Genomic DNA, 17,901 nt, shown 5'->3' with positions numbered 1-17,901 from the left:
AGCGTGCTGTACGTTTGCGTTCGTCGCGAAAAACGGCTAAAATTACGAAGTCGCTGGGCACGTAGTTTTTCTGCTGCCCGGGTGCGACCTGGTTGAAAAAGATGGGCATTGGCCCATTTTTTTTTGGCTTTTCGGTTCGGCATCTCGGGAGCAGGGGTGCGCGCCCGCATGTAGGCGCTGCCCGCGGGTGTTTCGGCGTGGAGCGCGCGAACACCTTGGAGTTACTGTGCAACTGACGGAATTGATAGAAACCACGGTCTCGGGCCTCGGCTACGAGCTTGTCGATCTCGAGCGGTCGGGAGGCGGGTTGCTGTGTGTGTATATCGACCAGCCGGCCGGTATCGCCATCGAAGACTGTGAGAAGGTCACGCGCCAGCTCCAATATTTGTTCGAAGTCGAGAACATCGACTACGGCCGGCTCGAAGTCTCGTCGCCGGGCCTCGATCGGCCGCTCAAGAAGCTGGCCGATTTCGAGCGCTTCGCGGGAAGCGAAGTCGCCATCACGTTGAAAAAACCGCTGGACGGGCGCAAGTCGTTCCGTGGCATCTTGCACGCCCCCGAAGGCGAAACGATCGGATTGGAATTTGAAGGGAAGGACGGCGCCGCGATGCTGGATTTCACGCTCGCGGACCTCGATCGCGCACGTCTCGTCCCCAAGGTTGACTTTAGGAGCCGCAAACAATGAGTCGCGAAGTATTGATGCTGGCGGATGCGCTGGCACGCGAAAAGAACGTCAACAAGGACGTCGTGTACGCAGCGCTGGAAGCTGCGCTTGCTTCTGCTACGAAAAAGCTCTTCGAAGAAGACGTGGACATCCGCGTCGCGATCGACCGCGAAAGCGGCGAGCACGAAACCTTCCGCCGCTGGCGCGTGGTGCCGGACGAAGCCGGTCTGCAGGAGCCGGATCAGGAAATCCTGCTGTTCGAAGCGAAGGAACAGAAGGCCGACGCGGAAGTCGACGACTTCATCGAAGAGCCGATTCCCTCCATCGAATTCGGCCGCATCGGTGCGCAGGCCGCCAAGCAGGTCATCCTGCAGAAGGTGCGCGACGCCGAACGCGAGCAGATCCTGAACGACTTCCTCGAGCGCGGCGAAAAGATCATGACCGGCTCGGTGAAGCGCCTGGACAAGGGCAACTTCATCGTCGAATCGGGCCGTGTCGAGGCGCTGCTGCGCCGCGACCAGCTCATCCCGAAGGAAAACCTGCGCGTGGGCGACCGCGTGCGCGCCTACATCGCGAAGGTCGACCGCACCGCGCGCGGCCCGCAGATCGAACTCTCGCGCACCGCGCCCGAGTTCCTGATGAAGCTGTTCGAACTCGAAGTGCCGGAAATCGAACAAGGCCTGCTGGAAATCAAGGCGGCTGCGCGCGATCCCGGCGTGCGTGCGAAAATCGGCGTGATCGCCTACGACAAGCGCATCGATCCCATCGGTACCTGCGTCGGCATCCGCGGCTCGCGCGTGCAGGCCGTGCGCAATGAGCTCGGTGGCGAGAACGTCGACATCGTGCTATGGTCGGAAGATCCCGCGCAGTTCGTGATCGGCGCTCTCGCGCCGGCAGCCGTCCAGTCCATCGTCGTCGATGAAGAAAAGCACTCTATGGACGTCGTCGTGGACGAGAACGAGCTCGCCGTCGCCATCGGCCGCGCAGGCCAGAACGTGAGACTCGCAAGCGAACTCACCGGCTGGCAGATCAACATCATGACGCCGGACGAATCGGCGTTGAAGCAGAACGAAGAGCGTGGCAAGTTGCGCGACCTGTTCATGGCGCGTCTGGATGTGGACGAGGAAGTCGCCGACATCCTGATCGACGAAGGCTTCACGAGCCTTGAAGAAATCGCGTACGTGCCGCTCAACGAAATGCTCGAAATCGAAGCCTTCGACGAAGACACCGTGCACGAGCTGCGCAACCGCTCGCGCGATGCGCTGCTGACCATGGCCATCGCCAATGAAGAGAAGGTGGAAGGCGTCGCGCTCGACCTGAAGAGTCTCGAAGGCATGGACAACGAGCTGCTCGCGAAACTCGCCGAGCATCAGGTTCAGAGCCGCGACGACCTCGCGGAACTGGCAGTCGACGAACTGGTTGAAATGACCGGTATGGAAGAGGATGCCGCTAAGGCGTTGATCATGAAAGCACGTGAACACTGGTTCCAGTGAGAAATGACCATGGCGCACTGATATTTGGCGGCCTGTCTGGCCGCGTGACCCCGATCTAACCGCAAGGATCTGTCCTTGCATCAAGAGGAATGAATGGCGAGTAACAACGTAGCCCAATTTGCCGCGGAACTAAAAATGCCTGCAGGCGTACTGCTGGAACAACTGCAGGCGGCTGGCGTACAGAAAGCGAGCGCGAACGACGATCTCTCCGAGACGGACAAGGCGCGCCTGCTCGATCATTTGCGCAAGTCGCACGGTTCCGCCGATGCCGACAAACGCAAGATCACTCTGACCCGCCGGCATACGTCGGAGATCAAGCAATCCGACGCAACGGGTAAGGCTCGCACCATTCAGGTCGAGGTGCGCAAGAAGCGTGTGTTCGTGAAGCGCGACGAGCCCGGCATGGAGCAGGGTGAAGCGGCGTCGAATCACGTCGAGGAACCCGAGGTCGACGAAGCCGAACTGCAGCGGCGCGAGGAAGAAGCGCGCCATGCCGCCGAGCAGCTCGAGCGCGAAGAGCGCGAGCTGAAGGAGCGTCAGGCGAAGCTCGAGCAGGAAGAGTCCGAGCGCCGTGCCCGCGAGGAAGCGGCGGAAGCCGAACGTCGCAAGCAGGAAGAGGAAGCGGAGCGCCGTGCGGCGGCTGCGGCCCAGGCGGCGGAAATCTCCCGTGCAGCGCAGACCGCGCGTCAGGAAGCCCGCGAGGAAGCGCGTGAAGAAGCGCGCGCCCAGGCAACGGCCGAGGCCAAGCAGAACGAAGACGCGCAGCGCGAAGCCGCGGAAAAGGCTGCCGAAGAAAAGGCCGCCAGCGAACGCGCCGCGCAACGCGAAGCCGCCAAGAAGGCGGAAGAAGACGCACGCGCTGCGTCGGAAAAGGCGCGTCTCGAGCAGGAAGCCATCGCGAAGCGTCGTGCGGCGGCCGAAGCCGAAGCGCGCGCCATCCGCGAAATGATGAACACGCCGCGCAAGGCGCAGGTGAAGGCACCGGAACCGGCGCCCGCCGCGAAGCCGGCCGAAGCGGCGAAGGCCGCCGAGGCCAAGGGCACGCTGCACAAGCCGGCCAAGCCGGAAGGTGCGCAAGCGGCCCGTCCGGCAGTGGCGAAGCGCCCGGCGCCCGGCGCCACGGCGGCGCCCGCATCCACGGCGCCCGCAGGCGCCGGCGACAAGAAGAAGGCCGGCGGCAAGGGCGGCTGGCAGGACGACGCATCGAAGCGCCGCGGCATCAAGACGCGCGGCGACAGCAGCGGCGGTGTCGATCGCGGCTGGCGCGGCGGTCCGAAGGGTCGCGGCAAGCATCAGGACCAGAACACGTCGTTCCAGGCGCCGACCGAGCCCATCGTGCGTGAAGTGCACGTGCCGGAAACCATCTCGGTGGCGGATCTCGCGCACAAGATGTCGGTGAAGGCTTCGGAAGTCATCAAGGTGATGATGAAGCTCGGCCAGATGGTCACGATCAACCAGGTGCTGGACCAGGAAACGGCGATGATCGTCGTCGAGGAACTGGGCCATCGCGCGGTCGCGGCGAAGCTGGACGACCCGGAAGCGCTGCTGATCGAAGGCGAAGCCACGGAAGACACGGCCGAGAAGCTGCCGCGTCCGCCGGTCGTCACGGTCATGGGTCACGTCGATCACGGCAAGACCTCGCTGCTGGACTACATTCGTCGCGCGAAAGTGGCGGCGGGCGAAGCGGGCGGCATCACGCAGCATATCGGCGCCTATCACGTCGACACGCCGCGTGGCGTCATCACCTTCCTCGACACGCCGGGTCACGAGGCCTTCACGGCCATGCGTGCGCGCGGTGCGAAGGCAACCGACATCGTCATCCTGGTGGTTGCCGCCGATGACGGCGTGATGCCGCAGACGAAGGAAGCCATCGCTCACGCGAAGGCGGGCGGCGTGCCGATCGTCGTCGCAATCAACAAGATCGACAAGCCGGATGCCAACCCGGACCGCGTGAAGCAGGAACTCGTCGCGGAAGGCGTGGTGCCGGAAGAGTACGGTGGCGATTCGCCGTTCCTCGAAGTGTCGGCGAAGACCGGCAAGGGCATCGACGATCTGCTGGAAAACGTCTCGCTGCAAGCCGAAGTGATGGAACTCACCGCGCCGGTGGAAGCCGCCGCCAAGGGTCTCGTCATCGAAGCGAAGCTGGACAAGGGCAAGGGCGCGGTCGCGACCATCCTCGTGCAGTCGGGCACGCTGAACCGCGGCGACGTGGTGCTGGCCGGCAGTGCATACGGCCGCGTGCGCGCCATGCTGGACGAAACCGGCAAGCCCACGAAGTCGGCGGGTCCGTCGATCCCGGTGGAAATCCAGGGTCTGTCGGAAGTGCCGGCGGCGGGCGAGGAAGTCATCGTGTTGCCGGACGAGCGCAAGGCGCGCGAAATCGCGCTGTTCCGTCAAGGCAAGTTCCGCGACGTCAAGCTGGCCAAGCAGCAGGCCGCCAAGCTCGAGAACATGCTCGAGCAAATGGGCGAAGGCGAAGTGCAGAACCTGCCGCTCATCGTCAAGGCGGACGTGCAGGGCTCGCAGGAAGCGCTGGTGCAGTCGCTGCTCAAGCTCTCGACCAGCGAAGTGCGCGTGCAGATCGTGCACAGCGCCGTCGGCGCGATCAGCGAGTCGGACGTCAACCTGGCCACGGCTTCGAAGGCGGTCATCATCGGCTTCAACACGCGTGCAGATGCTCAGGCGCGCAAGGTGGCCGAGGCGAACGGCATCGACATCCGCTACTACAACATCATCTATGACGCAGTGGATGAGGTGAAGGCGGCAATGTCCGGCATGCTCGCGCCGGAGAAGCGCGAGACGGTGACGGGCATGGTCGAGGTGCGCCAGGTGATCCGCGTGCCGAAGGTCGGCCTGATCGCGGGTTGTATGGTCACGGACGGCGTGGTCAAGCGTTCCTCGTCGGTGCGCGTGATCCGCAACAACGTCGTGATCCATACCGGCGAGCTGGATTCGCTCAAGCGCTTCAAGGACGACGTCAAGGAAGTGCGTCAGGGCTTCGAGTGCGGTATGTCGATCAAGAACTTCAGCGATATCGTCGAAGGCGATCAGTTCGAAGTCTTCGAAGTGACCGAAGTGGCACGTACGCTGTAATGCGCTGAGCCGCTGGATAGAGGGCGGGGTGGGCCTGAAGGCTCGCTCCGCCTTTTTCATTTGCAGCGGCGCGAAAGAGATACGGAAACAACATCATGGCTAAACGAAAGACCTCCGCGAACCGCAATGTGCAGATTGCGGACCAGATTCAACGCGACCTGTCGGAGCTGATGCGCGAAGTGAAGGATCCGCGCATCGGGCTCGTGACGATCCAGAGCGTCGAGCTCACGCCCGACTACGCGCATGCGAAAGTCTATTTCACGACGCTCACCGGCGATCCGCAACAGACCCAGGAAGGGCTGAATCACGCGGCCGGGCATCTGCATAACCTGCTGTTCAAGCGCCTGCACATCCACACGGTGCCGACGCTGCATTTCCATTACGACAAGACGATCGAGAAGGCGGTGGAGATGTCGCGCCTGATCGACGAAGCGAACGCGACGCGCGCGAAAGACTCCGACGACGGTCAGGAAGGCGCGTAAGTCATGAGCGGTTCGGAGAAACAGTCGCGGCCGAAGCTTCCGCGCCGCGCGCTGGATGGCGTGCTGCTGCTGGACAAGCCGCTCGGGCTCTCGAGCAACGACGCGCTGATCAAGGCGAAGCGCATCTACCTCGCGAAGAAGGCCGGCCATACGGGCACGCTTGATCCGCTCGCAACGGGTTTGCTGCCCTTGTGTTTCGGCGAGGCGACGAAGTTTTCGCAGGATCTGCTGGAAGCCGACAAGACCTACGAGGCGACCATGCGTCTGGGCGTGCGCACGACCACCGGCGACGCCGAAGGCGAGGCGGTGCAGACGCGCGACGTGACTTGCGACGCAGCGGCCGTGGTCGACGCGATGCAACGGTTTCTCGGCGACATCGTGCAGATTCCGCCGATGTACTCGGCACTGAAGCGCGACGGCAAGCCACTCTATGAATACGCGCGCGCGGGTCAGACCGTGGAGCGCGAGGGACGTCCGGTGACGATCCACGCGTTGCAGATGCTGGCGTGCGCGTTGCCGCTCGTGACGTTTCGCGTGACGTGCAGCAAGGGAACGTACGTGCGCACGCTTGCCGAGGACATCGGCGAGACGCTGGAGTGCGGCGCGCATCTGACGGCGTTGCGGCGCACGGGCGTCGGCGCGCTGACGCTCGAACATGCGGTCACGCTCGATGCGCTCGCCAGCCTGAGCGAAGCGCAACGCGACGAACGGCTGCAGCCGGTGGACGCGCTGCTGTCCACCTTCCCCGAGATTCGCCTCGACAGCGACGCGGCGAAGCGCTTCCTGCACGGCCAGCGTTTGCGGCTTGCGGACCTTGTCTCGATGCCGTTCGAGGACGGACGCGTGCGGGTCTACACGCAGGAAGACGGCCGGCTATTGGGCGTGGCGCGCGCGGGCGAGGGCGTGCTGGCGCCGGAACGGTTGATCGTCACGGCCCAATAAAGACAAAAGCCTGGATTTTCATCCAGGCTTTTTTCATTGCAGCACCCAAAGCATCCGCAACGCGCTCAATGCGCAGCCGATGCCGCCGCCGCCGAATCCCCGCCGCCCGAGCGTTCGGGCCGCGTGATCCAGATCAGCACGATCAGCGCGATGAAGATCCCCGCCGAGATGTAGAACATGTCGTTCACCCCGAGCTGCGCGGCCTGCTGGGTCGCCATGCTGTTGAACAGGCCGTAGGTCTGTTCCTGCGAGAGCCCCATGCCGTGCAGCTGCTGCATGGAATTCGCGAAGTTCGGATTGTAGGCGTTGGCCTGTTCCGTCAGTTGCACGTGATGGACGATGGTCCGGTGCTCCCACGCCGTCGAGAAAATCGACGTGCCGATGCCGCCGCACATGATTCGCACGAAGTTCGACAGACCCGACGCCGCCGGAATGCGATGCCCCGGCAGCCCCGACAATGTGATGGACACGAGCGGAATGAAGAAGCCCGCCATCGCGATGCCCTGGATCAGCGTGGGCAAGGTCAGCGACCAGGTATCGACGCCCGTGGTGTAGCGCGAACGCATCCAGAAACACAGCGCGAACACGATGAACGCGGCCGTCGCGATGCGCCGCGGATCTGTGCGCGGAAGGAACTTGCCGGTGATCGGCGAGAGCAGCACCGCGAACACTCCGACCGGCGCCATCACGAGCCCCGCGTCGGTCGCGGTGTAGCCGATGACCGTCTGCAACCAGAGCGGCAAGAGCACCAGATTGCCGAAGTACAGCCCGTAGCCCACCGACAGCGCGATTGTCCCGCCCGAGAAGTTGCGCAGCGCGAACAGCGACAGGTCGACCACCGGATGCTCGGCCGTCAGCTCCCACACGATGAAGAACGCAAACGCGATCACCGCGACCAGCGCGAGCACGACGATCGTCGTGGAGTTGAACCAGTCGAGGTCCTTGCCCTTGTCGAGCATGACCTGCAGCGAGCCCACCCAGATCACGAGCAGCGCCAGGCCGACCGAATCGATCGGCGCCTTGCGGATCGCCGAGTCGCGGTCGCGGAAGATCGCGAAGGTCGCGCCCGCCGCGATGATCCCCACCGGGATGTTCACGTAGAAGATCCACGGCCAGGAGATGTTGTCGGAGATCCAGCCGCCGAGAATCGGCCCGGCGACCGGCGCGATGAGCGTGGTCATCGACCACATCGACAGCGCGACCGGCGCTTTCTCGCGTGGATAGCTCGCGAGCAGGAGCGTCTGCGACAGCGGGATCATCGGTCCGGCCACGGCGCCCTGCAGCACGCGTGCGGCGAGCAGGAAGGGCAGCGTCGGCGCGAGGCCGCACAGCCAGGACGCGATCACGAACAGGATGATCGAGCCGAGGAACAGCCGCACCTGGCCGATGCGCTGCGTGAGCCAGCCGGTGAGCGGCACCGAGATCGCGTTGGCGACGGCGAACGACGTGATGACCCACGTGCCCTGGTCCGACGACACGCCGAGGTCGCCCGAGATCGACGGAATCGAGACGTTCGCGATCGACGTGTCGAGCACGTTCATGAAGACCGCGAGCGACACGGCGATCGTGCCGATGACGAGCTTCGCGCCCGACAGCGGCGGATGGACGACGTTTTGCGTAGACATGACGCGCGCCCGCTTACATCAGCTTGGTGGCCGAGGCGGACTGGGTCGCCTTGCCGCGCGGCTTGCTCGACGAGGTCGACGCTGCCGCCCCTTGCGAACCCGTGCCGGTGCCCGCGTTCTGCTGGATGATGCGCGCGATTTCCTGGTCCGCTTCCGCGCCGTACTTGTCGAACACGTTGGTCTGATAGACCGTGTTCTGCGCATTGCCGAGCTGGCCGCCCTGGTCGTTCTTGATGGTCACGTCAACGTCCATCGACAGGCCGATGCGCAGCGGATGCTGCTCCAGTTCCTTCGGATCGAGTTCGATCCGCACCGGCAGGCGCTGCACGACCTTGATCCAGTTACCCGTCGCGTTCTGCGCGGGCAGCAGCGAGAACGCCGAACCCGTGCCCGCTGAGAAGCCGACCACCTTGCCATGGAACACGACGCCCGAGCCGTACAGGTCGGCCGTGAGCTCGACCGGCTGGCCGATGCGCATGTGCTTCAACTGCACTTCCTTGAAGTTCGCATCGACCCACACGGCGTTCAGCGGCACGATGGCCATCAGCGGATTGCCCGGCGAGACGCGCTGGCCGACCTGCACCGAACGCTTCGCCACATAGCCCGTCACCGGCGCCGGCAGCGTGTTGCGCGCGAAGTTGATGTACGCGTCGCGCACCTTGGCGGCGGACGCCAGCACGTTCGGATGATCGGCGATGGTCGTGTTCGCGGTCAGCGAGCGGTTCGACGCCAGTTCCTGCTGGGCCGCATCGAGCGATGCCTGCGCGCCGCGCACGGCGTCGCGCGCATGGGAGATCTCTTCCTGCGACACGGCGCCGGTCTGCGCGACCATCATGCGGCGCTTCAGGTCGTCCTGTGCGCGCTGGAGGTCCGAGCGGCGCAGCGCGATCTGCGCTTCGTACTGGTTGTTGTTGACGAAGAAGGTGCGGACCTGGCGCACGGTCTGCGCGAGGTTCGCTTCGGCCTGATCGAGCGCGACCTTCGAATCCGCCGGATCGAGCGTGACCAGCGGATCGCCGACCTTCACGGTCTGCGTGTCGTCGGCGTTCACGGAGATGACCGTGCCCACGACCTGCGGCGTGATCTGCACGACGTTGCCGTTCACGTAGGCGTCGTCGGTGCTCTCGTGGAAGCGCGCGACGAGGAAGTAGTACAGCCCGTACGCGACGGCCGCGAGGATGATGACGAGCACGATCAGCGTCATCAGCCGGCGGCGTTTGCCGTTGCCCGCTTTCTGCGCGGGCGCGGCCGCGGCGTTTTGTTGAGGGTCGCTCATGAAATGACTCCGAGTATTCCTGTTATGTCCTGATGCGTATTCTGTTTGTGCGCGTTATTGCGCCGGCGCCGTGGCCTGATTCGCTGCCTGCTGCTGCCCGCTGCCGTCGATCGCGAGATTGCTGCTGGTGGCGTCGAAGCCGCCGCCGAGCGCCTTGATCAGCGCGATCTGCAAGTCGGTGCGCTTCAGGCGCAGGTTGGTCAACGTCTGCTCGTTGGCGAGCCGGTTCGAATCAGCGTTCAGCACCTGCAACTGCGGCGAGAGTCCCGCCTTGTAGCGGATCACGGCGAGCTGATAGGCGCTCTCCGCGGCTGCGAGCGCGCGCTGGGCATCGGCGGTCTGCTTGTTGAGCGAGCGGATGGCCGAGATGTTGGTGGCGACATCGTTCATCGCGTTGATCAGCGTCTGGTTGTAGTTCGCGACATCGCCCTCGAAGTCGGCGTACCGGCCCTTCAATTGGGCGCGCAGGGCGCCGGCGTCGAAGATCGGCAGATGCACCGCCGGCCCCGCCTGGATCTGGCGGCTGCTCGATTGCAGGAAGCGGCCCCAGCCGAACGCATCGAAGCCGAAGCCGGCCGCAAGATTGATGTCCGGGAAGAACTCGGCTTTCGCTTCCTTGATGTTGTGCGTCGCGGCTTCCACCTGCCAGCGCGCGGCGACGATATCCGGGCGGCGCGCGACGAGATCGGCGGGCACGTTGTCGGGCAGGGTCACGTCCACTTTCTGATCGAGCGCGGGTTTCGCGATCTGCAGGCCGCGGTCCGGACCCTTGCCGAGCAGCGCGGCGATCTGATAGCGCACCGTCTCGATCTGGCCGTCCAGTTCCGAGAGATTCGTCTGGCTGGTCGCGACATTGCCTTCCGCGGTGCGCCGTTCGACGTTCGTATCGATGCCGGCCGCAACGCGTCCGTCGGTAATGCGGCCGACATCCTGGCGGTTGGCGATCTCGCGCGCGGCGACATCGCGCAGCGCGTAGAGCAGCGCGAGCTGGTTATAGGTCCGCGCCACCGATGCCGCGAGCGTCACGCGCGCCTGCTGCATGTCGGCTTCGGCGGCCTTCTGCTGCGAGACCGCCTGATTCAGCCGTGCGCGGTTCTTGCCCCACAGGTCGAGGTCCCACGACGCGCTCGCCAGCACGTTGTTTTCGCTGAACCAGGTGCCGCCGTAGGGCGGCGGGAAGAGTGCATTGCCCGAATAGAGTTCGCGGGTCCACGAATAGGAGCCGTTGACCTTCGGATACAGCGCCGAGCGCGAGGTTTCGATGTACGAAGACGCTTTGGCAATACGCGACTGCGCCTGCGCGATGGTCGGGCTGTCGGCGAGCGCTTCGTCGATCAGCTGCGGCAGTTGCGGATCGCCGAACTGTCGGGCCCAGTCGAGCGTCGGCCACTGGCCGCCCTGGCCGGGCACGCTTTCGGTGGCCGCGAAATGGTCGGGCGTGGCGATGGTCTTGTCGCTGGAAATGCCGGCGTAGTTCGCGCAACCCGCCACCATGAAGGCGGCCGCCGCAGCCACGGCGGCGCTTCTGGCGCGGCTGAGCGGCCGGGCTCCGGAGCGAAGCGCGGACAAGGAGAGGTGTTTCATTTCCCGTCTCTCGAGATGAACATCAATAATGGACATTGCAATCATTTTGCAAGCTGGCGATCGGCAATTTGCTTGTCATCGCAAGGAACTGGCAGCGCGGTCGGTGGCGCAGGCCAGGCCGGCCACCGACGGGTCGCACGAGTTCGCGAGGATGCGCCGGAGCATGCTTTTCAGGAAGCCCGCTTCCTCGGGTGTGAAGCCGGTAAGCAGGTGATCGAGCACGCGTGTAAAGATGGCCGGCACCCGCTCGGCGGTGGCGTGGCCTTCGTCGGTCAGCGCGAGCCGCACGACGCGCCGGTCCTCCTCGCTGCGTACCCGCGACAGCAGTCCGCGCTTCTCCAGCCGGTCGATCAGACGCGTGACCGCGCTGGCGTCGATGCCGTACTCGCGGGCGATATCGGCGGCCGTCACGCACTTGCCGACCGCCAGCATGAAGAGAATGCTGGCCTGCGTGCCGGTGATGTTGAGTTCGGAAGTGGTGTGCTGCGTGACCATGTTCCACATGGTCGAGCGCACGCGGCCGATCAGATACCCGACGCTCTCGTTGAGCACGTATTCGCTGATCGCGGTGGATTTCGGGGCGTCGCTCATGAGAAAACTTGGTGCGCTTGCAATAGTTGACTAGGCAGGATTATAAGTAAGCGTCTCCCGGGCTGCAAGAATGTTTTCGGAAAAGGCTTAACAGTCGTGGGGACTTCAGGTGGCGGGGCAGCCATGCGGGCGCGGCAGGCAAACGGGCCCGGGTTGCGTCCCGGGTTGCGTCCCAGGTTGCGTCCTATTGCGAGGAAACGACATTTGTGCGTGCTATAATTTACGGTTCTCACCGCGCCGAGCCCGCGAAGTCATGCTTGCATGACGGTTCTTGAGGGGCTGCCGGGCACAGAAGTCTCGCCTATCCCTTGAACGGGATTCGGGATTCGCTCGACGGCGCACAACCAAGATACCTCTATATGACTCGCGCCCTCCGCAATATTGCCATCATTGCCCACGTCGACCACGGCAAGACCACGCTCGTCGACCAGTTGCTCCGCCAGTCGGGCACGTTCCGGGAAAACCAGCAGGTCGCCGAGCGGGTCATGGACTCGAACGACATCGAAAAGGAACGCGGCATCACGATTCTGGCCAAGAATTGCGCCGTCGAATACGAAGGCACGCACATCAATATCGTCGACACGCCGGGACACGCGGACTTCGGCGGTGAAGTGGAGCGCGTGCTGTCGATGGTCGATTCCGTGCTGCTGCTGGTCGACGCCGTCGAAGGCCCGATGCCCCAGACGCGTTTCGTCACGAAGAAGGCGCTCGCGCTCGGCCTGAAGCCGATCGTCGTGATCAACAAGGTGGACCGTCCGGGCGCGCGTATCGACTGGGTGATCAACCAGACCTTCGACCTGTTCGACAAGCTCGGCGCCACCGAAGAACAGCTCGACTTCCCGGTCGTCTACGCGTCGGGCCTGAACGGCTACGCCGGCCTGGATCCGGAAGTGCGCGAAGGCACGATGCGCCCGCTGTTCGAAGCCATTCTTCAGCACGTTCCCGTCCGTCCGGCCGATCCGGACGGCCCGCTGCAACTCCAGATCACCTCGCTCGACTACAACTCGTATGTGGGCCGTATCGGCGTGGGCCGCGTGGCGCGCGGCCGCATCCGCCCCGGCATGCAGGTAGCAGTGCGTTCGGGTCCGGACGGCGCGATCCTCAACCGCAAGATCAACCAGGTGCTGTCGTTCCACGGCCTCGAGCGCGTGCAGGTCGAGGAAGCGCAGGCCGGCGACATCGTGCTGATCAACGGCATCGAGGAAATCGGCATTGGCGTGACCATCTGCTCGCCGGAACAGCCCGACGCGCTGCCGATGATCACCGTCGACGAACCCACGCTGACGATGAACTTCCTCGTGAACTCGTCGCCGCTCGCGGGCAAGGAAGGCAAGTTCGTGACGAGCCGCCAGATTCGCGACCGTCTGACGAAGGAACTGAATCACAACGTCGCGCTGCGCGTGAAGGACACCGGCGACGAAACCACGTTCGAAGTGTCGGGCCGCGGCGAACTGCACCTGACCATTCTGGTCGAGAACATGCGCCGTGAAGGCTATGAGCTCGCGGTGTCGCGTCCGCGCGTGGTGCTGCAGGAGATCGACGGCGTGAAGTGCGAGCCGTATGAAAACCTGACGGTGGATATCGAAGACCAGCATCAGGGCGGCGTGATGGAAGAGCTGGGCCGTCGCAAGGGCGAAATGCTCGACATGACGTCGGACGGCCGCGGCCGCACGCGTCTCGAGTACAAGATCTCGGCGCGCGGCCTGATCGGCTTCCAGAGCGAGTTCCTGACGCTCACGCGCGGCACGGGCCTGATGAGCCACACGTTCGATTCGTATGCGCCCGTAAAGGAAGGCTCGGTGGGCGAGCGCCGCAACGGCGTGCTGATCTCGCAGGACGACGGCGCGGCTGTCGCCTATGCACTGTGGAAGCTGCAGGATCGCGGCCGCATGTTCGTGTCGCCGGGCGATGCGCTGTATGAAGGCATGATCATCGGCATCCACAGCCGCGACAACGACCTCGTCGTGAACCCGATCAAGGGCAAGCAGCTGACCAACGTGCGCGCCTCGGGCACCGACGAAGCCGTGCGCCTCGTGCCGCCCATCTCGATGTCGCTGGAGTACGCGGTCGAATTCATCGACGATGACGAGCTGGTCGAAGTCACGCCGCAGAACATCCGTCTGCGCAAGCGTCACTTGAAGGAACACGAGCGTCGCCGCGCCAGCCGCGAAGCCAACGCTGAGTAACAGGACGCGCGTCGCGGTTTGCGGCGTGTGGCGAGTCATGAAAAACCCGGCGGTGCGTCGTGCACCGCCGGGTTTTTTTGTCTCAGGCGCGAAGCCTGGGCAATCGCTTCTCGCCTGAGCTATCGCACGGCGGGTTATTTCACCAGATCAGCAAGACCGGCAAGGGGCTGAAGAACAGTTTGCAGGACGTGTTGTCCGAAGTTCGCCACATCATGGAGCGCTGCCGTCAACGGTCCCTGGGTTTGCTGCTCGGCGGGAGCCTGAGCCTGCGTGTCCTGCGGCTGGACGATCTGCGGTTGAACGATCTGCGGCTGCACGATCTGCGGTGCGACCTGCTGCGCGCCCTGTGCCGCGAGAATCTGCCCCGCCCGGTCCACCGCTGCGTCCCGCATCTGGGCCACCACATTCGGGTCGTTCATCATCGACGAGAACTCGTCCGTGTTTGAGTCCGAGCCGTAGAAAGCGGTCGGCGTCAATGGATAAGGAGTCGGCGGCGCGCTGACCGACGAGGAGGACGAGGTCGAGTAGTTGCTGCCGGTGTCGGAAGACGACTGCGTGGTACTCGATCGGGTAGTGACGACCCGCGGCGCGAGAGGCGCGCCCGACATGCCCTGATAAGACTGGGACGAAGCGTTTGAAAAATTGAAGCTGGATAGCATATTCACTCCTGAAGCACATTGCGTGCGTTGGGTTGCGATCCGAAAGCGCCACGGTTCGGAATGTCCGATCCTTGCCGCGTTCCGACCCGTCGCGACGTAGTTCGCTCGGGTAATGCAGTGTGCAAAGCGTGAGGTCGGTCGCGGTGTCAATCGGATACCGCGCCGCGCGCTTCAGCGCGCGTCGAAACCCGCGGCGCGCGACGGCAAAGTGCCGCTTGCAATCCCGGTCGTCGGCATGGGACAAGCGTTTGCGGGCTTCCTGAACTTCAGAGCAATGGTGTTCTGTGCTATGCTTCTCAGATTAGCTAGTGCTATTAGGTCCTTCCAAGCAGACTTGATTCGCGCAATCCGCTAAACGGTCAGGCCGTGGCGCGGAAGGTTTTGTAACCCGCACTTCCTCGAGAAACTCGAAGAAAGGTGAGCGTAAAATGATGAAGCAATTCCAGTCGAACTCTTATCTGTTCGGCGGTAATGCTCCGTACGTCGAAGAGTTGTACGAGCAATATCTCGATAATCCTGCGTCAGTGCCCGAGACCTGGCGCGCCTATTTCGACGCGTTGCAGAACGTGCCCGCCTCCGACGGCACGGCGCACAACGACGTGGCTCACGGCCCCATCGTCGAATCCTTCGCCCAGCGCGCGAAGGCCAATGCCTTCCTGCCGCGCGAAAGCGCCAGCACCGGCGACCTCACCACTGCGCGCAAGCAGGTCTACGTCCAGTCGCTGATCGGCGCCTATCGCTTCCTCGGTTCGCAGTGGGCCAATCTCGACCCGCTCAAGCGCCGCGAGCGTCCCGCCATTCCCGAACTCGAACCCGGTTTCTACGACTTCACCGAAGCCGACATGGACCAGGTGTTCAACGCGACCAACCTGTACTTCGGTTTCGAGCAGGCTTCGCTGCGCGACATCGTCAAGGCGTTGCGCGACACGTACTGCGGCACGATCGGCGCCGAGTACATGTACATCAGCGACCCGGAACAAAAGCGCTGGTGGAAGGAAAAGCTGGAGTCCATCCGCTCCACGCCCAACTTCTCGAACGACAAGAAGAAGCACATCCTGAACCGCCTGACGGCCGCCGAAGGCCTCGAGCGCTTCCTGCACACCAAGTACGTTGGCCAGAAGCGCTTCTCGCTGGAAGGCGGCGAGAGCTTCATCGCGTCGATGGACGAAGTCGTGCGTCACGGCGGCAAGAGCGGCGTGCAGGAAATCGTCATCGCCATGGCTCACCGCGGCCGTCTGAACGTGCTGGTCAACACGCTCGGCAAGATGCCGGCGGACCTGTTCGCCGAATTCGAAGGCAAGCACGTCGATGACCTGCCGGCCGGCGACGTGAAGTACCATAAGGGCTTCTCGTCGGACGTCTCCACCGAAGGCGGCCCGGTCCACCTGTCGCTCGCATTCAACCCGTCGCACCTGGAAATCGTGAACCCGGTGGTCGAAGGTTCGGCGAAGGCCCGTATGGACCGCCGCGGCGACGACGAAGGCCTGCAGGTGCTGCCGGTGCAAGTGCACGGCGACGCCGCATTCGCCGGCCAGGGCGTCGTGATGGAAACGCTGAACCTCGCGCAGACGCGCGGCTATGGCACGCACGGCACGCTGCATATCGTCATCAACAACCAGATCGGCTTCACGACGTCGGACCCGCGCGATGCGCGCTCCACGCTGTATTGCTCGGACGTGGTCAAGATGATCGAAGCGCCGGTGCTGCACGTGAACGGCGACGACCCGGAAGCGGTCGTGCTGGCTACGCAGCTGGCCATCGACTTCCGCATGAAGTTCCACAAGGACGTGGTCGTCGACATCATCTGCTTCCGCAAGCTGGGTCACAACGAGCAGGACACGCCGGCGGTCACGCAGCCGCTGATGTACAAGACCATCGCGAAGCATCCGGGCACGCGCGCGGTCTACGCCGAGAAGCTGGTGCAGCAAGGCGTCATCACGGCAGCGGACGCGGACAACTTCGTCAAGGAATACCGCCAGGCGATGGACGAAGGCCATCACACGGTGGATCCGGTGCTCTCGAACTACAAGAGCAAGTACGCGGTGGACTGGGTGCCGTTCCTGAACCGCAAATGGACCGACGCGGCCGACACCGCCGTGCCGCTCGCTGAACTCAAGCGTCTGGCCGAGCGCATCACGACGATTCCGGAAAACTTCAAGGTTCACCCGCTGGTCGAGCGTGTCATCAACGACCGCCGCGCCATGGGGCTCGGCGAAGCCAAGCTCGACTGGGGCATGGGCGAGCATCTCGCGTTCGCATCGCTGGTGGCATCGGGTTACGCCGTGCGTCTGACGGGCCAGGACTCGGGCCGCGGCACCTTCACGCACCGTCACGCGGTGCTGCACGACCAGAACCGCGAGCGCTGGAACGACGGCACGTACATTCCGCTGCAGAACATCGCGGAAGGCCAGGCCAAGTTCACGGTGATCGACTCCGTGCTGTCCGAAGAAGCCGTGCTCGGCTTCGAGTATGGCTATTCGACCGCCGAGCCGAACACGTTCGTCGCGTGGGAAGCGCAGTTCGGCGACTTCGTGAACGGCGCGCAGGTCGTGATCGACCAGTTCATCTCGTCGGGCGAAGTGAAGTGGGGCCGTGTCTCGGGCCTCACGATGCTGCTGCCGCACGGCTATGAAGGCCAGGGTCCGGAGCATTCGTCGGCGCGTATCGAGCGCTTCCTGCAACTGTGCGCGGACCACAACATGCAAGTGGTCCAGCCCACGACGCCGGCACAGATCTTCCACTTGCTGCGCCGTCAGATGATCCGCCTGTTCCGCAAGCCGCTGATCATCGCCACGCCGAAGTCGCTGCTGCGTCACAAGGAAGCGGTGTCGGACCTGTCGGAACTGGCGAAGGGTTCGTTCCAGCCGGTCATCGGCGAAGTGGACGAGAGCATCGAGCCGAAGAAGGTCAAGCGCGTGGTCTGCTGCTCGGGCCGCGTGTATTACGACATCGTCGCGCATCGCCGTGAAGCGAAGGCGAACGACGTCGCGATCGTCCGGATCGAACAGCTGTATCCGTTCGCGCACAAGCAGTTCGACGCGGAACTCAAGAAGTACGAGAACGCGACGGAAGTCGTGTGGGTGCAGGACGAGCCGCAGAACCAGGGCGCCTGGTTCTACATCGAGCACCATCTGCGCGAAGGCATGCGCGAAGGCATGAAGCTCGCCTACAGCGGCCGTCCGGCTTCGGCCTCGCCCGCGGTCGGCTACTACGCGAAGCACTACGAGCAGCAGAAAGCGCTCGTGGAAGGCGCGTTCGGCCGCCTGAAGGGCGCGCAGGTCATCGCGAAGTAAGCATCGCTTGAAG

12 protein-coding genes are annotated in these 17,901 nt (G+C 64.0%); 7 read left to right on the top strand and 5 right to left on the bottom strand.

What is annotated here, in order from left to right; translation table 11 throughout:
• Positions 1-226: 226 nt before the first annotated feature.
• The 5 genes from rimP to truB all read left to right on the top strand — a co-directional run bounded on the left by rimP (position 227) and on the right by truB (position 6,674).
• Positions 227-685 carry a ribosome maturation factor RimP gene (rimP, locus tag QCE64_RS08190; protein ID WP_309808592.1) on the top strand — a complete coding sequence of 153 codons (459 nt, stop codon included), beginning with the start codon at positions 227-229 and terminating at the stop codon, positions 683-685.
• Positions 682-2,157, top strand: coding sequence for a transcription termination factor NusA (gene nusA, locus QCE64_RS08185; protein WP_310003383.1), 1,476 nt, complete (start codon positions 682-684; stop codon positions 2,155-2,157). Before rimP ends, nusA begins: the two co-directional genes overlap by 4 nt.
• Positions 2,158-2,250: 93 nt before the next feature.
• A complete protein-coding gene (gene infB, locus QCE64_RS08180; protein WP_310003380.1) occupies positions 2,251-5,250 on the top strand; it encodes a translation initiation factor IF-2 in 3,000 nt (999 codons plus the stop codon).
• Positions 5,251-5,345: 95 nt separating this feature from the next.
• On the top strand, positions 5,346-5,732 hold the full coding sequence (rbfA, locus tag QCE64_RS08175) for a 30S ribosome-binding factor RbfA (protein ID WP_310003377.1): 387 nt from the start codon (positions 5,346-5,348) through the stop codon (positions 5,730-5,732).
• 3 nt (positions 5,733-5,735) lie between these two features.
• Positions 5,736-6,674, top strand: coding sequence for a tRNA pseudouridine(55) synthase TruB (truB, locus tag QCE64_RS08170; protein ID WP_309916757.1), 939 nt, complete (start codon positions 5,736-5,738; stop codon positions 6,672-6,674).
• A gap of 65 nt (positions 6,675-6,739) precedes the next feature.
• Here the strand turns inward: truB and QCE64_RS08165 are convergent, their stop codons facing one another.
• The 4 genes from QCE64_RS08165 to QCE64_RS08150 form a co-directional block, all read right to left on the bottom strand.
• Positions 6,740-8,299 (bottom strand): DHA2 family efflux MFS transporter permease subunit, encoded by a 1,560-nt coding sequence (locus QCE64_RS08165; RefSeq protein ID WP_309916754.1) that lies wholly within the window; start codon positions 8,297-8,299, stop codon positions 6,740-6,742.
• A gap of 13 nt (positions 8,300-8,312) precedes the next feature.
• A complete protein-coding gene (locus QCE64_RS08160; protein WP_309916751.1) occupies positions 8,313-9,575 on the bottom strand; it encodes an EmrA/EmrK family multidrug efflux transporter periplasmic adaptor subunit in 1,263 nt (420 codons plus the stop codon).
• A gap of 54 nt (positions 9,576-9,629) precedes the next feature.
• Positions 9,630-11,159: an efflux transporter outer membrane subunit gene (locus tag QCE64_RS08155; protein WP_309916748.1), complete on the bottom strand. Its 1,530-nt coding sequence runs from the start codon at positions 11,157-11,159 to the stop codon at positions 9,630-9,632.
• 75 nt (positions 11,160-11,234) lie between these two features.
• Positions 11,235-11,750: a MarR family transcriptional regulator gene (locus QCE64_RS08150; RefSeq protein WP_309808575.1), complete on the bottom strand. Its 516-nt coding sequence runs from the start codon at positions 11,748-11,750 to the stop codon at positions 11,235-11,237.
• A 359-nt stretch (positions 11,751-12,109) separates the two neighbouring features.
• On the opposite strand from QCE64_RS08150, the gene typA reads away from it, so the two are divergent.
• Positions 12,110-13,936, top strand: coding sequence for a translational GTPase TypA (gene typA / locus QCE64_RS08145; protein WP_309808573.1), 1,827 nt, complete (start codon positions 12,110-12,112; stop codon positions 13,934-13,936).
• 134 nt (positions 13,937-14,070) lie between these two features.
• Here the strand turns inward: typA and QCE64_RS08140 are convergent, their stop codons facing one another.
• A complete protein-coding gene (locus QCE64_RS08140) occupies positions 14,071-14,595 on the bottom strand; it encodes a hypothetical protein (protein WP_310003375.1) in 525 nt (174 codons plus the stop codon).
• Between the two features lie 428 nt (positions 14,596-15,023).
• Here QCE64_RS08140 and QCE64_RS08135 point away from each other — a divergent pair, with 428 nt between their 5' ends.
• On the top strand, positions 15,024-17,888 hold the full coding sequence (locus QCE64_RS08135; protein WP_309916743.1) for a 2-oxoglutarate dehydrogenase E1 component: 2,865 nt from the start codon (positions 15,024-15,026) through the stop codon (positions 17,886-17,888).
• The last annotated feature ends 13 nt before the right edge of the window (positions 17,889-17,901 follow it).

The sequence above is a fragment of the Caballeronia sp. LZ043 genome, assembly GCF_031451075.1.
Taxonomy (GTDB): domain Bacteria; phylum Pseudomonadota; class Gammaproteobacteria; order Burkholderiales; family Burkholderiaceae; genus Caballeronia.
Note: the sequence above shows the minus strand (reverse complement) of the source record. Positions and strands in the feature narration are given on the sequence as shown.

Coding starts and splice junctions, on each gene's coding strand:
- truB (WP_309916757.1), top strand. CDS start 5,736: ATGAGCGGTTCGGAGAAACAGTCGCGGCCGAAGCTTCCGCGCCGCGCG.
- nusA (WP_310003383.1), top strand. CDS start 682: ATGAGTCGCGAAGTATTGATGCTGGCGGATGCGCTGGCACGCGAAAAG.
- rbfA (WP_310003377.1), top strand. CDS start 5,346: ATGGCTAAACGAAAGACCTCCGCGAACCGCAATGTGCAGATTGCGGAC.
- QCE64_RS08135 (WP_309916743.1), top strand. CDS start 15,024: ATGATGAAGCAATTCCAGTCGAACTCTTATCTGTTCGGCGGTAATGCT.
- typA (WP_309808573.1), top strand. CDS start 12,110: ATGACTCGCGCCCTCCGCAATATTGCCATCATTGCCCACGTCGACCAC.
- infB (WP_310003380.1), top strand. CDS start 2,251: ATGGCGAGTAACAACGTAGCCCAATTTGCCGCGGAACTAAAAATGCCT.
- QCE64_RS08165 (WP_309916754.1), bottom strand. CDS start 8,299: ATGTCTACGCAAAACGTCGTCCATCCGCCGCTGTCGGGCGCGAAGCTC.
- QCE64_RS08140 (WP_310003375.1), bottom strand. CDS start 14,595: ATGCTATCCAGCTTCAATTTTTCAAACGCTTCGTCCCAGTCTTATCAG.
- QCE64_RS08150 (WP_309808575.1), bottom strand. CDS start 11,750: ATGAGCGACGCCCCGAAATCCACCGCGATCAGCGAATACGTGCTCAAC.
- QCE64_RS08160 (WP_309916751.1), bottom strand. CDS start 9,575: ATGAGCGACCCTCAACAAAACGCCGCGGCCGCGCCCGCGCAGAAAGCG.
- QCE64_RS08155 (WP_309916748.1), bottom strand. CDS start 11,159: ATGAAACACCTCTCCTTGTCCGCGCTTCGCTCCGGAGCCCGGCCGCTC.